This window comes from Pseudonocardia hydrocarbonoxydans (genome assembly GCF_006539565.1).
GTDB classification, from domain to species: Bacteria; Actinomycetota; Actinomycetes; order Mycobacteriales; family Pseudonocardiaceae; genus Pseudonocardia; species Pseudonocardia hydrocarbonoxydans.
In genome coordinates, this window is the sequence record NZ_BJNG01000062.1 from 1 (window position 1) to 13,558 (window position 13,558).

17 protein-coding genes are annotated in these 13,558 nt (G+C 70.1%); 13 read left to right on the plus strand and 4 right to left on the minus strand.

Annotated features, from left to right (window positions below):
• On the plus strand, positions 1–909 hold a 909-nt coding region (locus tag PHY01_RS26765; protein ID WP_218030345.1), incomplete at its 5' end, for a hypothetical protein.
• A 129-nt stretch (positions 910–1,038) separates the two neighbouring features.
• Positions 1,039–2,451 carry a hypothetical protein gene (locus tag PHY01_RS25535; protein WP_141282747.1) on the plus strand — a complete coding sequence of 471 codons (1,413 nt, stop codon included), beginning with the start codon at positions 1,039–1,041 and terminating at the stop codon, positions 2,449–2,451.
• 6 nt (positions 2,452–2,457) lie between these two features.
• Here the strand turns inward: PHY01_RS25535 and PHY01_RS25540 are convergent, their stop codons facing one another.
• Together PHY01_RS25540 and PHY01_RS25545 are read right to left on the minus strand one after the other, a co-directional pair.
• On the minus strand, positions 2,458–4,149 hold the full coding sequence (locus tag PHY01_RS25540) for an AAA family ATPase (RefSeq protein WP_141282749.1): 1,692 nt from the start codon (positions 4,147–4,149) through the stop codon (positions 2,458–2,460).
• Between the two features lie 127 nt (positions 4,150–4,276).
• Positions 4,277–5,152 carry a DNA-methyltransferase gene (locus tag PHY01_RS25545; protein WP_170183984.1) on the minus strand — a complete coding sequence of 292 codons (876 nt, stop codon included), beginning with the start codon at positions 5,150–5,152 and terminating at the stop codon, positions 4,277–4,279.
• 140 nt (positions 5,153–5,292) lie between these two features.
• On the opposite strand from PHY01_RS25545, the gene PHY01_RS25550 reads away from it, so the two are divergent.
• A complete protein-coding gene (locus tag PHY01_RS25550) occupies positions 5,293–5,547 on the plus strand; it encodes a hypothetical protein (protein ID WP_141282753.1) in 255 nt (84 codons plus the stop codon).
• 334 nt (positions 5,548–5,881) lie between these two features.
• On the opposite strand, the gene PHY01_RS25555 is transcribed toward PHY01_RS25550, so the two are convergent.
• Together PHY01_RS25555 and PHY01_RS25560 are read right to left on the minus strand one after the other, a co-directional pair.
• On the minus strand, positions 5,882–7,120 hold the full coding sequence (locus PHY01_RS25555) for a helix-turn-helix domain-containing protein (protein WP_218030347.1): 1,239 nt from the start codon (positions 7,118–7,120) through the stop codon (positions 5,882–5,884).
• 210 nt (positions 7,121–7,330) lie between these two features.
• Positions 7,331–7,756, minus strand: a complete 426-nt coding sequence (locus PHY01_RS25560) for a GntR family transcriptional regulator (RefSeq protein WP_141282755.1) — start codon at positions 7,754–7,756, stop codon at positions 7,331–7,333.
• A 133-nt stretch (positions 7,757–7,889) separates the two neighbouring features.
• On the opposite strand from PHY01_RS25560, the gene PHY01_RS25565 reads away from it, so the two are divergent.
• The 10 genes from PHY01_RS25565 to PHY01_RS27285 form a co-directional block, all read left to right on the plus strand.
• Complete coding sequence (locus PHY01_RS25565) at positions 7,890–8,300, plus strand: hypothetical protein (RefSeq protein ID WP_141282756.1); 411 nt, start codon at positions 7,890–7,892, stop codon at positions 8,298–8,300.
• A gap of 1 nt (position 8,301) precedes the next feature.
• The gene (locus PHY01_RS25570) at positions 8,302–8,763 is read left to right on the plus strand and encodes a hypothetical protein (protein WP_141282758.1); all 462 of its coding nucleotides are present in this window, start codon (positions 8,302–8,304) and stop codon (positions 8,761–8,763) included.
• Positions 8,756–8,974, plus strand: a complete 219-nt coding sequence (locus tag PHY01_RS25575) for a hypothetical protein (RefSeq protein ID WP_141282760.1) — start codon at positions 8,756–8,758, stop codon at positions 8,972–8,974. Before PHY01_RS25570 ends, PHY01_RS25575 begins: the two co-directional genes overlap by 8 nt.
• Positions 8,971–9,303 (plus strand): hypothetical protein, encoded by a 333-nt coding sequence (locus PHY01_RS25580; RefSeq protein ID WP_141282762.1) that lies wholly within the window; start codon positions 8,971–8,973, stop codon positions 9,301–9,303. Before PHY01_RS25575 ends, PHY01_RS25580 begins: the two co-directional genes overlap by 4 nt.
• Positions 9,300–9,677 carry a hypothetical protein gene (locus PHY01_RS25585; RefSeq protein WP_141282764.1) on the plus strand — a complete coding sequence of 126 codons (378 nt, stop codon included), beginning with the start codon at positions 9,300–9,302 and terminating at the stop codon, positions 9,675–9,677. Before PHY01_RS25580 ends, PHY01_RS25585 begins: the two co-directional genes overlap by 4 nt.
• On the plus strand, positions 9,674–11,014 hold the full coding sequence (locus tag PHY01_RS25590) for an FtsK/SpoIIIE domain-containing protein (protein ID WP_141282766.1): 1,341 nt from the start codon (positions 9,674–9,676) through the stop codon (positions 11,012–11,014). The genes PHY01_RS25585 and PHY01_RS25590 overlap by 4 nt, the downstream gene beginning before the upstream one ends.
• Before the next feature lie 13 nt (positions 11,015–11,027).
• Complete coding sequence (locus tag PHY01_RS26770; protein WP_170183985.1) at positions 11,028–11,195, plus strand: hypothetical protein; 168 nt, start codon at positions 11,028–11,030, stop codon at positions 11,193–11,195.
• A complete protein-coding gene (locus PHY01_RS25595) occupies positions 11,192–11,389 on the plus strand; it encodes a helix-turn-helix domain-containing protein (protein ID WP_246086153.1) in 198 nt (65 codons plus the stop codon). The genes PHY01_RS26770 and PHY01_RS25595 overlap by 4 nt, the downstream gene beginning before the upstream one ends.
• The gene (locus PHY01_RS25600; RefSeq protein ID WP_141282768.1) at positions 11,386–12,612 is read left to right on the plus strand and encodes a site-specific integrase; all 1,227 of its coding nucleotides are present in this window, start codon (positions 11,386–11,388) and stop codon (positions 12,610–12,612) included. Before PHY01_RS25595 ends, PHY01_RS25600 begins: the two co-directional genes overlap by 4 nt.
• Before the next feature lie 643 nt (positions 12,613–13,255).
• A partial coding sequence (locus tag PHY01_RS27285) for a hydrogenase maturation nickel metallochaperone HypA (protein WP_218030348.1) occupies positions 13,256–13,558 on the plus strand: 303 nt, incomplete at its 3' end.

Consider the following 13,558-nt stretch of genomic DNA (forward strand, 5'->3'; position numbering starts at 1 on the left):
TTCGTCGCCGTCGACCGCTCCAACCGGCTCCCCGCGATGATCACGCTCACCTACCCCGGCGACTGGCTCACCGTCGCCCCGACCGCCGAGAGCGCCAAGCGCCACTTCTGGGCGCTGTGCAAGCGCTACGAACGCGCCTGGGGCGAACCCCTGATCGGGCCGTGGAAGCAGGAGTTCCAAGCTCGCGGCGCCCCGCACATGCACCTCTCGACCACCCCGCCGATGGGCTTCACGTCGATCAACGACCCGCACACCGGTCAGCCCCGAACGGTCGACTTCCGACAGTGGCTCTCGATCACTTGGGCCGACATCGTCGCCCACCCCGACCCCGAACAGCGCCGCCGACACCTCGCGGCCGGAACGGGCGTCGACTATGCCGAGGGCATCAAGCTCACCGACCCGCGCCGCATGGCGATCTACTTCGCCAAGTACGGCGCGGCCGGCGCCAAGGAGTACCAACACCGCGTGCCCCGCGAGTGGTTGACCACCTCGCTCGTCTGCGACGACTGCGGCCGCGAGTTCGATGAGGACCGCGACGAGTGCCCCGACTGCGGCAGCGGCGACGCGCAGCTCGTGGACACCGTCGGCGCCGGCCGCTTCTGGGGTTACCGCGGCCTCCGTCCCGCGCTCGCGGTTCGGGAGGTCACCCCTCCAGTCGGGATCGCAGCGGGCCGCGTCATGCGCCGCTGGTATCTCTCCAAGCAGCTCACGAAGAGGGTCGTACGCGTTCGGGTCGAGCAGGACACCGGCCGCGTTCGCTACAGACAAACCGCCGTGCGCAAGCGCCTATTCGCGCATAGCCGCGGATTCGCCACGGTCAACGACGGACCCGCGTTCGCCTCCCAGCTCGCCCGCTATCTCGCGGAGATCCTGCCAAACCAGACGACGGATCAGTCTGAGCAGCCGTGACCGCGCCCTGCAGCCGGGCGGTTCGATGGACGCAGCGCAATCCGGCCGGGCACGGCGTTTCCGGGGCCGTAGCCTGCTCGAGTGACCTCGAATCCCACCCCCACCATGATCCGGGCACGAGTGTCCGTCGTGGCCCGGTCCGGCGAGGTCGAGCTAAAGGACCAGGGGGTCACGGTGGCTTCCGGGCCGATCGTCCTGAGTGTGACCGGCCACGTCGGCCGCAGGATCCGGGTCGACGGCGTCGACCGCCGGCTCTCGGCTGGCCCCACGGGCGTCCTCGCGCTCGACTACACCCGGTCTACGGGCTTCCACCGCGTCGAGATCGACGGCCAAGCGTTTTGGTTCGCCACCGAGGACCACAAGCTGCGGCTCGAGGGCATCACGCGGATGTTGAGTCACCTCAAGAACTTGGGCACCGGGTGGACCGGGCAGGCATTGTTCTCGGACGGCAGCGGCTACCTGGACCCGCACGTCGTCTACGGCTGGCTCGACGCGAACGCGAACGATGCTCTGGACGCCATCCAGGGCGTCCTCACCGCCCCGAGGACCGACGACGTCTCGATCCGCGTGCTGAGCCGCCGGGGCGGGAGCTCTGTCCTCGCGGTCCCCACGATGCGATTCCTCAGGTCCGACCCCCAGCGGAACGTGGTCGAGCAGGAAGGCGGCCTGCTGACCGTCGCCGGGCGCGCCTACAACCCGGCCCGGGTGGTGGCGCGCCGCCGCCAGCGCACCGTGGACACGGTGCCCAACCGCCGTGCGGTGCATCTGCTGGGCCTCCTCCACCAGCTGCTGTCCGAGCTGATGCGTGCGCAGCTCCCGGCCGTGCCGATGGCCCGGTGCCGGCTTTGGCGCGAGCGCGTCGGACGCCTCTCCACCCAGCCGCTCGCCGTCAAGCTCCGCCTGAAGCCGAACGCGCTCGCCCTGCCGCGGCGAGGGCCCGAGTTCACCGACCGCAGCTACATCAAGGTCTACGACTTCGCGCGGACGGTCGGCGGGTTCGGATGGACCGCCAGCGCCGACCCAGCCCGCCGGTACAGCTATATCGAGAGCGCCGACCGGATCTACCAGGCGTACGCCGCGCACCGCGTCGCGTCGGTGCTCCGGCTCGCCCAGACGTCCGGCATCTTCGGGTCTGCCCCGCTCGCGTTCACGGGACCCGAGTTCGACCTCTACTACGACGCGGTCCCACCGGTCGACGTCCTGGCCTCGTGGCGGGCGCGGACCCCGGTGCCCGACGCATCGAGGCCCGATCTGCTGCTCCACGAGCGGGCGACCGGGAAGGTCGCCGTGCTCGACGCCAAGTACAGGGTCGGCGGCGACGGCCAGGCCTCGGAGGACAGCCGCAAGGAGGTCGCCGCCTACCAGAACCTCTACGGGCTCTCCTCTGTGGCGATCCTCTACCCGGGGGTCGGCAGCGAAGCGAGGGTGATCTCCGACCAGGGTGAGAGCGTGGTCGAGATCCCGGTCGTCGGCCCTGGCGACGGCCTCGAGCAGGCGATCGGCCTGGTCCTGGACCGCCTGCAGTCGCCTCCGTACGTCTAGGACGTCTCAGAGGAGCGGCAGGAGCTCGTCCGAAGGGCCCGACATCGTCTGGTCAATCAGGCGGCCGATCTCTTCTGCGTTGGGTAGGGCCGCCGAGGCCGCTAGGAGCGGCTGCGCGTCCGAGTGGGCCCCTCGGAGCTGGTGCACGATCTTGTCCGCGACGGCGTTCCCCACGGCCGTGAGCTCCGCCTGCGCGTCCCGCTCGGACATCACGAGTGCCATCACGACGTCGCGGAGGATTCCGAGCGTGAACCACGATCGCCCGCTCGACGTCTCGAGGACGGCGTTGGACACGCTCACGAGGGCATGCTGGGCCTCGGCGCTGAAGTCCCCGAAGTCGGACACCGAGCGCAGGGCGGTGAGCCGGAGGGAGTCGAACTGCGATGCGTGCCCGGCGCTCTCGCGGGCCTCGACGTGGTCGCGCTCGTTGTCGATCAGGGTCTTGACGACTCCGGCCACGGCGGTTTCGGGGTCGTTCTCGTAGCGGTCGCCGAGGATGTTCGGCATCGTGATGGTGGTCGACCTCCTCTTGGTCGGCGAGCTCACGCGGGTACGGGTCTCGGGTTCGTCGCGGAAGGAGTTGCAGGTCGCGATGACGAACGTGTCTATGGGCAGGCTGGCGACCTCGCCGTTCGGCAGCCGCACGATCCTCTCCCGCTGCTGGGTCGCGACGAGCACCGCGGACAGGTAGGTCTCCACCGAGGCCAGGTTGAACTCCTCGAAGATGACAACGCGGGCCTCGAGCGGGACGTCATCGAGCAGGATCTCGCGAGCGAAGTCCTGGAGGTGGACCGTCCCGTCGAGGCGCTCGTACCCGATCAGCTCGGCCTCGTCGAAGTCCGCCCGCACGGGGATCATCAGCGGCGCGTCCAAATCGAACTCCTGCTCCATCGCGCCGCCTAGCAGGCTGGCGAACAGGGTCTTGCCAGTGCCAGGCTGACCGACGAGTACGACCAGGTCGCCGCGGAGCCAGGCCGCTAGGACGCGGCCGACGAGCCCTGGCGGGAGCTGGAAGCCCTTCGCCGCCACCTGGCTCTCGAGCGCGCCGATGACCGTCGACAGGTCGTCGGTGACGGTCGGTGCCGGCGGCAGGACCCCGAGCTGCTGGTAGGTCTCGTCGGACACGGGATCGGCCGCGAACGCGACGGTCCGGTACTCGGCCGGGATGTCGTCCCAGAAGATCGTCCCGACCAGGTCGCCGCGGTCCGGCCTGAACTCGTGCTTGAACCAGGCATCCAGCTTGTCGATGTCGTCCGCGCTTGGGCTGATGCCGGCGGCGTTGAGAATCGCGGCGTCTATCGTCGATGTGTCGACGTCGCGGCCGGTCCAGAGCGCCAGGTTGATCAGCCGGACGGGCTTGTTCGTCTCCGCCAGCAGGTCCGCACCAGCGGTGGGCGTCAGTCCCCAGATGTCCCCTGACAACCCGGTCTGTGCAGGCTTGCGCTGGACTAGCACCTCGCCGCGTCCCGCGCGCTGGCCGCGCTGCCTCTGAAGCCCGCCGCCGGTGAACTTCCGCGTCTGCCAGGGCGTGTCATTGCTCCAGATCGCGCGGTACGGCCGGTGCGGGTCGGGAGCGCCGGGCAGCTCGAAGAAGTCTTTGAGGTATTGCTCCTCTACGCCGCCGCCGTACGGCACCTGGGCGATCGTCGGGTCGACGTCCTGGCGCTTCGCCTCGCGGAGAAGTGCCGGCAGCGTCACGACAGTCAGGGCGTGGGCTCCTTCCATCGCGTTGACGGCCTCGAGGAGGAGATGAGCAGACACGTACGGCACATACGCACCGTAGTGGGAGGCTCCCCCCTGCGTGAATGACGTGGGTGCAGACAGATCAGCCGATCGGCTCGCCAAGGGTCTCCATATTCTCGGAGATAAGCGCGCAGAAGTCGGGGTTGAGCTCGATCCCGACCGACGACCGCCCCATCTCGTCGGCGACGTACATGGTGGTCCCGCCCCCCACGAACGGGTCAAGGACAGTGCCGCCTTCCGGGCAGCCGACTGCGATGCAGCGCTCCACGAGTGCGCGCGGGTACGGAGCGTAGTGCGTGCCGCGGGCGAGCGACCTGCGGTCCGGCTCAATGAACCACACATCCTCCTCGCCGTCGAGGCCATCGCGGTCGAAGAAGTAGCGCGGCGACTTGGAGAATAGGAAGACGTGCTCGTACTTGCGCCAGGGGCGGTCCTTGCTCGTCGGCTCGGGGATCGCGGACTTCCGCACCCAGATGATGCTGCTCCGCAGGGTCCAGCCGTCCTCCTGCATGGCGAGCGCCACGCGCCACGGGATCCCGATCAGCGACTTGCGAGGGAGCCCGAGCCCGGGACCGTCCACTGCTCGGAGTCCGGGCAGGCGACGGCTACGGTGCTTGTCGTCCTTGCCGTGGGGGCGGCCCTTCGCGCTGTAGTACGTGTCGCCGAGGTTGAGGAAGACGACGCCGTCGTCGGCCAGCGCCGGCTTGATCGCTGCGAACGTCTCGCGCAGGTTTCCGACGTAGCCGTCGATCGTGGGCTCGAGCCCGAACTGGCCGTCGACCTCGTAGTCGCGCTGCCAGTAGTAGGGGGGGCTGGTAATCACACAGTTGATCGAGCCGGTAGCGAGGGCGCTGGAAACCACCTTGCTGTCGCCGTTGAGAACCGTCCACGACGTGCCGCTCTCGCGCTTGCCCGAGGCGTACAGCGGGTCGTCCTTCTCGAAGTCTTCGTCACGCATAGCAGACAGGCTCGCAGGAGGTACCGACACTTTGTCAGTGTAAGACATCTCCGACGGTGGATCGAGTGCGGGGCGTCAGCGTGTCGCGCCACAGGGCTCCACGCCCTGGGGCTCCGGTCCGAGGATCGTAAGGTCAGAGTGTGTCGAACGCCGATGAGAGCCACCTGCGGGCCCTCGCCGTGCACCTTGTGGGACCGGCGGAGATCGGCGAGCTACTCGGCGTCGACGCGAACACGATCAACGTCTGGAAGGCTAGGCGCGTCCAGTTCCCGGTACCGGTGCGGCGACTGCGCTCGGGCGACATCTGGGACAAGCGGGAGGTCATCGCTTGGGCGAGGGCGACGGGGCGCTATCCGGCCGGGACCGAGAATGACCCAGCTTCTACGGAGAGCTGACTGCTGCGAGTGCTCGTCGCACGCTCGAGCCGGCCGCGGCTCACGGACACGGACGGCTGATCATCGGGCCTCGCCGGTGACAAGCTTGTAGCGCAAGCATGTGGAGCTTCGTGCGGCATCCCGTCGACCTGGCATCGCCCGACCGCGCGGCACGTCGGGCGCAGCATCGCTGCCCAACCGTTACCGACGATGCCAAGCCTGCGCCCGGCGTGCCGTGTGGTAGCCCTCCGGGAGGTCGACGGGATGCCGCACCCCAGCCACCCAACCGCCATGACCGCACCGGACGAGGACACCCGGTCATCCCGGAGACCTGCCCGCCCGGCGAGGGCATTCCTTAGGCGGTTGCCGCAACCAACGTGGCCCGGAAGTCGGTCGCGCGGGATTCCTTCGGGTAGAAGCGTCGAAGGACGTCGTCGAGCTCCGTTCCCAGCATCAGCAGCGACGGGCGGGAACGACGGTCGATCGAAAACGCCTCGTCGGCGATCGTGAGCGCCTGGTCCAGCTCGCCGTTCCGGGCGGCGACCACGGCGAGAGTCAGCCGAGCCTCGGCTGTCCGCATCGGTGACTGCGACGTGCCGTCCGGGTTCATTGTCTTGCGGATGATCTCGGTGGCGTGCATCTCGGCCAACTTGTCGTCACCGATGAGGCGGTAGCAGTCCATCGCGTAGAAGTCGAACTTGTCCGGGTCCACCACGAAATGGTTGTCCGGGCGCTCGGGGTACGGCAGTGAGTCGAGCAGCACGCGGCCCTTCTCCAGTGCGCGGGTCACGTGGCGGTGGTTCCCCATGCGCGCCCACGCCTTCGCCTCCTGGCCGAGCAGCTGCACGGCGACCGATCGGCCCGGCGCGGCGTCCTGGCCAGCCTGCGCGGCCTCGATGACCTCGCGGTACCGGCCATTGGTGAGCGCGAACCATGCGCGCATCTCGTGCGCCCACGCGATCACCGGAGCGTTGTCGGCCTCGCGGCCGAGCTGGAGCGCGGCGACGCGCGTGGACTCGGCGGCGCGGGCCTGGCCGCTGTCGTACTCCAGGCAGCCGATCAGCAGCGTGAGCCAGCCGGCGGCGTCCAGGGCGTCTCGGTGCTGCGGCAGGCTCAATCGCTGGTCGAGAATCTGCGTGACGTTCGTCAGCCACTCGCGGCTCTTGGTGATGAGGGCGGCCGGCTCCGCGCTCGCGTAGTCGCAGCACATCTGCTCGACGGTGAAGCCGAGGGCGTCCAGGGTGCTGTCGTTGACCGACGACTGCCGGATGCGCTGCACGAGCTCGTGCGTGTCCATGCCGCTGCGCATGATCAGCGCCTCGTCAGTGGCCGGCGGCCGCGGTGCCCGGTTCTCGCCGAAGATCGATTCGACGACGGTCCCGAAGGTGGCCGCGATCAGCGGGCGGTAGAACTCGTCCGGCCGGTTGCGGCCGCGCTCCCAGCGCTTCCACTGGTCCTTGAGCCCGTCCGGTAGCGGGACGTCCGAGAAGGTCCGCATCGCCGTCACGGCGTCGGTCTGCGACCAACCGCGGGCCTGCCGTTCGCGGCGCAGGCGCTCGGCCCAAGCCGGCTGCGTCGGGTCCAGTTCCGTCACGACTTGCAGCGTACCCAGGCGATTGCCGTCCCGTGGGGCTTCCGGCGATCCGCCCCCAGGGGGCACGGGTGCCCCCTCGCCCTGCCCCCTCCGGTGCCTCTGCCGCACGTGGCGCGGATCACGGACTCTGAGATCACGCGATCCAGGAGGACGGGCAGATGACGATGAACAGCAACGAGCGGGCCGAGCTGATGGCCTGGCTGGTTCAGCTCACCGAGGAGATGGAGGGGCTGAGTCGTCGGGTGCGGATGCTGGCCGTGGCGATCCAGGAGGATCAACCGCCGGAGGAAGGGCCACCGCCTCCAGGTGGCTGATGCGGTCGGCCAACTCGTGCATGACGCTCTGCACCGACGCCAGTTGCTCGCGGATCATCGCGTACTCGGCGGACTCGGTCGGCTCGGCCGGCAGCTCGTCACGCACGAAGTAGCCGCGGGTCGAGCGGGACACGATCAGGCCCTCGTCACGGAGCACCCGTAGCGCGCTCTGCGTGGTGACGGGCGCGATCTCGAACCGCGTCGACAGGTCCCGCACTGATGGCAGCCGCTCCCCCGTCGGGAGCTGCCCGCTCCGGATCTCGGCTCGCAGCACGTCGGCCACCTGCAGGTAGGTCGGCCGGGAGTCATCGAGCGTCAGCACGACCGCAGCCTACGAACCCGGCGCCCATCTGCACCAGCCCGGCCATCTGAGCCGACTATTCTTGTCTCGCTAGTTGTACTGGTACAGTGCGTACAGACGGCACACGTCGTCCTGACTCAGGAGTGAACCACCCATGCAGAACTTCAAGATCGACCAGGCACTCACCTTCATGTCGGTGTTGCTGCTCTCGTGCGAGCCCAAGACGGCGTTCGGCGACCAGTACCGGCAGGAGACCACCAAGGACGGCACACCCAAGTGGGAGGCGCAGCTCGTGGCCGCGTTCCAGCAGTTCGGGCGGCCGCAGAACGAGATCATCAAGGTGGGCGTCGCTTCCGAGCGGAACCCCGGTGACGGGATCTCCGTGGCGACGCCGGTGCAGCTCGTGGACTTCGAGATCGGGGTCATGGAGCGCAAGAAGAAGGACCCTGCGACCGGCGACGAGCGGGTCGTGGGCGTGCAGGTCTGGTACCGCTGCGCCGAGATCCGACCGCTGTCGGCGACGGGTGGCAGCAAGCCCCGCCCGGCCGCCGAGGCGGTGAGCTGACGTGGACTACTACTACCAGCGGGATCAGGCACGGGCCGGTGAGATGGCGGCCGCGATGGGGAAGGTCGGCGTTGCGCTCCTCGCGCTGCCGCTCGACGAGATGCCGGTCATCGCCTCCATCCAGGTGCGGCACGACGCCGTGTCGGAGGGCCTGCGGATCGAGATGCAGCTTGGCGCGAGGAACGAGCCGGCAGCCGGCCTGCTGGCCTGGGCCGGCGCGCTGCCCGAGTCGGCCGCGGCAGGCTGCGAGTTCCGCGACTACGTGCGGGTGGAGGTCGTCGGCGTGCTCGACGGCGTCACCGTCGCGGTCTGGGACCACATCACGGGCCGCGAGATGGGCGACGCCGTCCGTCTGCTCGGCCTGCCGCTCGACGGCCGGACACATGGTGTCTCGGTCGCGGCGCTGCGCGAGCTGGCCGACCACGACGAGAACCGAGCAGCCAAGGAGTCGATCCGTGCGTAGCGCGATGAAGTACCCGGCGGATCTGCGGGTGATCAACCCGTCGGTGGTCATGGTCTGCCAGGACTGCGAGCACGGGTGGGAGCTGGTCAGCACGGCCGACGTGCGCGCGCTGATGGACAACGGCTGCCCGAACTGCGAGGGCTGGGTGTGGGCCGGCGACCTGATGGCCGGCCACACGACCACCGACGACGCCCGGAGGGCCGACGCGTGACCGCAACCATCCCGACCCGTCGACCGGATGCGGGCACGGACGACCTCGACGCCACCGCCGCCCTGTCCACCCCGTCCGTGATCAACCTCGCGCTCGACCGCGTCCGGGCCGAGCAGCAGCGCGCCAACCACGTTCTCGTCGGCGCCGGCAAGTGCCGCCGGCTCTCGGCGCTGTACGAGCACGAGGCGCGCCTGTGGACGTTGCTGTCCCGGCACACGGCCGAGCACGTGTACCGGCGCGCCGCCGTCGAAGCGCAGTGCGCCGCGCGGGGCCGGGCGCGGGAGTATGCCGAGCTGGCGCTGACGTGGCCTACCGGCGGTGCGCGATGACCCGCCGGACGGTCGAGCGCCTGCCGCAGTTCTGCGAGATCTGCGGGCGGCCGCTGATCAGTGCTCGCGTCCGGCGAACGGGCCGCTGCGGGGCGCACCCGCGGCAGCCGGCCCTGCCGGAGGCAAACGGCACCGCGTACCGGCTGATCATGGCGGCCGCCGCCATCCTGTGCGGCGTCGCTGCGGCCGCCGGCATCTGGCCGGCTGTGGATCGGGTCGTGTCCGCCGTCGTCGTGGGCGTGTTCGTTGGCGTGGCGGTAGCCGGCTGCGTCGCGGTGGTGCGCCGGGAGCTGCGGATCCGGCGCCGGCTCGCCGCGATTCAGCCACTCGGCGCCACCGATCGGCCCCGGCAGCGCGTGGGGGTGCCGCGATGACGGACACGGCACAGCTCCCGCTCGTCCTGGAGAGCGCTCCGGCGACGGTTCGGCCGTCGGTGTGGGTCTCGGTCCGGGCCGGCTTGGCGCGGCTCGCCGTGGCGCTCCTGCGGACGCTCGTGGCGTTCGGTCGGTACGTGCTCACCGTGTGGGCGGCCTTCCGTTGCGGGCTGCGCTGGCGCACGTTCTGCGGCAACACCGGCCTCGCCAAGCAGCGCCAGACGGTGCACGGCGACGACTTCACCAGCTACCTGAGCACCAAGACGTTCGCCGTTCCCCGGCTCCGACGCGTTCGGATCGGGCAACACGGCTGGACGATGCGAGTGCAGCTCCGTCCGGGGCAGGACCTCGCGGACTACACCGCGGCGGCCGCGCCCCTGCGGCACCTCGCCCGTGCGCAGTCGGTGCGGCCTCGCGAGCTGTGGGACCGGCCGGGCTTCGTGGAGCTGGCGATCCTGCGCCGCGACCCGCTGCGCGGCGTGCTGGAGCGGCCTCGGCAGCTCGAGTGCGGCGTCATCGTGGCCGGCACCACGGAGACCGGCGAGCCGTTCGTCGTCGACTTCAACCAGGAACCGCACTGGCTGGTGTCTGGTGCCACCGACTCGGGCAAGTCGAGCCTCATCGCGACCTGCCTCGCCGCGCTCGCCCCGACGCGGGACGTGCTGATCTCGTGGGATCTCAAGTTCGGGATCGAGGGGGAGGCGTTCCGGCGCCGGTTCACCGACGTAGCCACCACCGGGCCGGAGGTGCAGGCGTGGTGCGGCCGGCTGCTCGCACTGGCCGGCGAACGGGCCGAGCTGTTCAAGACGCTGCGCGTGGCGAACGTGCGGGAGGCCGAGCAGCTGCGCGGGGTGGCCCTGCGGCGGATCTACGTGTGGTGCGACGAGGTGGCCGAACTCGCCACCGCCCGCAACGGGGAGGTGAAGCCCGAGGAGCTGCTGTCGGACGTGCTGCGCGTCGTGCAGCTCTGCCGCGCCATGGGCATTCACGTGGTCATCGCCGGCCAACGGTTCGGCTCCGACCTCGGCAAGCTCGTCACCGCCGTCCGTGCCCAGCTCGGGGGCCGGATCTGCCTCCGCGTCAACGATGAGGAGACGGCCAAGATGGTCCTCGCCGGCCTGGATCCCAACGTGCACACCCGCGCGATGGGCCTCCCGCACAAGGGCATGGCGATCGTGAAGCGGCGCGCCGAGTGGGAGTACGCCCGCGCCACCTACCAGAGCAGCGCCGAGCGCTACGCCATCGGCGACCGGCATGCGGGCAACCGCATCACCTGGGACGACCTGCTCACCGAGGACCGCGCCATCGCCGCGGCCGCCACCACGCACGGTTACTGAGAGGGGAGCCGTCATGTCCGCTGCAACCATCATCGCCCTGACCGTCCTGCTCATCTGCGCGTCGCTCATCGCGCTCGCGCACAAGGCGAAGGGCGTCGGCCCGCTCGTCCTGGCCGGCGTCGTGCTCGGCCTCGGCGCCGGCGTCTCCGGCACCCTCCTCGCGGCCGGACTCACCTGGTGAGCGCCGTCATGGAACCGGTGTTCCTCACCGTCGAGGAGGCGGCCGGCGCGCTCCGCATCAGCCGCACGCGCGTGTTCGACCTGATCCGAACCAACCGCCTGCCGTCCCGCAAGCTGGGCCGCCTCCGGCGCATCCCCGTCTCGGCCGTCCGCGAGTTCGCGAAGGCCGGCGACCACGGGGAGGGCCGCAGATGAGCGAGAGCAGCGCCGGCCGCAAGCGGGCCAACGGAGAGGGAACGATCTACGCGCGCAAGGACGGGCGGTTCGAGGGCGCGGCCTACGTGCTGATGACCGATGGCACGGTCCGCCGGCAACGCGTCTACGGGCGCACCCGGCGGGAGGCGTTCGACAAGCTCGCGAAGATCCAGCAACTGAGCCGCGAGGGCATCCCGATGCCGTCCGAGTCGTGGACCGTGGAGCGCTTCCTCGCCTACTGGCTCGAACACGTCGTGAAGCCGGGCAGCAAGCCCAAGACGTACGAGGGCTACGAGGGGATCGTCCGCGTGCACCTGGTTCCGACGCTCGGCCGGAAGCGGATCAAGAGCGTGCAGGCGGCCGACGTGCGGCGGCTGCTGCTGCGGGCCGGCAACCGCTGCCGCTGCTGCGAAGAGGGAATCGACGCGGCCCGGCCGGAGAAGCAGCGCAAGTGCTGCGCGGTCGGCCGGTGCTGCGGCAAGTACCCCGGCACGCGCCGGCTGCAACAGATCCACGCCGTCTTGCGGAACGCCCTGCAGAGCGCGTGCAAGGAAGAGATCATCATGCGCAACGTCGCCCGGCTGGTCTCGGTGCCGGCACCGAACTACCGCGTCCATCGGGGTGTGGACGTCGAGCAGGCCCGCAAGCTGATCGCCGAGTCGACGGACGACCGGTTCCACGCGCTCTACGTGATGACGCTCTACCTCGGGATGCGCCGCGCCGAACTGCTCGGGCTCGCGTGGGCGGACGTCGACCTCGCGGCCGGCCATCTCGAAATCACCCAGACGTTGCAGCGCGTGGATGGCGCGCTGCGGCTCGTGCCCACCAAGACCCGAAGCTCGGAACGCACGGTGCCACTCGTCGGGCTGTGCGTCGACGCGCTACGCGCCCATCGCGCCCGGCAGGCCTGGGAGGCATCGCAGACCGACGGGTGGACGGACAGCGGCCTCGTCTTCACGAGCACGACCGGCACCCCGTTGGAGCCGGACAACCTGCGCCGCAGCTGGTACCCGCTGCGCGAACGGGCAGGGCTCACCGGAACCCGGTTCCACGACCTGCGGCACTCGGCCGTGTCGCTGCTGCTCGGGCTCGGAGTGCCGCCGCACGTCGTCCGGGACATCGTCGGGCACGCGCACATCGGCGTGACGATGGAGATCTACGCGCACGCATCGCTGGCCGAGAAGCGCGCCGCGCTGGCCAAGCTGGATGAGAGGCTGCGATGACGTTGCCGTCACGGTTGCCGTCAATGCGGCTCGGCGGACGTCCGCCGCGAGAGGTAATCGCAGGTGAGACGTGGTGGCCAGGGGCGGGGTCGAACCGCCGACCTACCGCTTTTCAGGTCGCGACGGTCACGGGCTGCAGGGCCTCACGCTCGGCCGCTGGTCCTGCCCGAACCCGTAGCGCCCCGCCGCGTTCCGGTGGGTTGCCGTCAGCGCTGCCGTCAGATTCGGCTCTGGGAACCTCGGCGACACGTCGTCCCTCGGCTCGGTGGTCGTCGTGATCACGGCACCGATCGGCACAGCGACAATCCCAGTTCTTCGCCGGCCCGTCGAGACGGGAGGGGCAGTCGGCCCCGGCCGACCAGGGCGCGCCGGAGGCTGGCGCCCTGGGCAGGCCGATGGGTCGACTGCCTCCGCACCGGAACGATCCGGGCCGGCGCCAGAGCATGGGCTTGTCCCATGTGCCATATCTGTCCGCGAGCACGACACGGCCAACGATCACGAGAACCCGATCTGGCGCCCGGCGTTCCCCGGACCGGAACTCGTCGGCGCCGCCGCTGACCTGATCCCCCACCTTCGCGACGTCGGCGGCCGCGACTCGGTGATGCGGGAAGGGCCGCGCTGGCAGATCGTCGTCAGCCCCGGCGTGATCCGCGTGCAGACCCGCGACGCTGCTCGTGCGGAACGCACTCGCGAACGGGCCGCGGAAGCTCGACGCCGCGAGATCGACATGCGGGTCACCTGGTCCGCGAACGACGAGGACGTCCCCGAACCCCTCCCTACCCGAGGAACGATCTTCGCGTGGAGCCCCAAGTCACGCGCCCGGATGGTCGCCCGGCTCTCTGACCTCGACTACAACCGGCTGTACGGCCGATACCGCATCTGCTCGGACTGCGGCACCGACTACCCCGACCACCGGTTCACCTGCCCTGACTGCCACTCCCCCAAG

What these genes read in the sequence shown, in the direction of transcription:
- PHY01_RS25565 (WP_141282756.1), top strand. Translation starts at nt 7,890, where the DNA reads ATGCAGAACTTCAAGATCGACCAGGCACTCACCTTCATGTCGGTGTTG.
- PHY01_RS25585 (WP_141282764.1), top strand. Translation starts at nt 9,300, where the DNA reads ATGACCCGCCGGACGGTCGAGCGCCTGCCGCAGTTCTGCGAGATCTGC.
- PHY01_RS25600 (WP_141282768.1), top strand. Translation starts at nt 11,386, where the DNA reads ATGAGCGAGAGCAGCGCCGGCCGCAAGCGGGCCAACGGAGAGGGAACG.
- PHY01_RS25545 (WP_170183984.1), bottom strand. Translation starts at nt 5,152, where the DNA reads ATGCGTGACGAAGACTTCGAGAAGGACGACCCGCTGTACGCCTCGGGC.
- PHY01_RS25590 (WP_141282766.1), top strand. Translation starts at nt 9,674, where the DNA reads ATGACGGACACGGCACAGCTCCCGCTCGTCCTGGAGAGCGCTCCGGCG.
- PHY01_RS26770 (WP_170183985.1), top strand. Translation starts at nt 11,028, where the DNA reads ATGTCCGCTGCAACCATCATCGCCCTGACCGTCCTGCTCATCTGCGCG.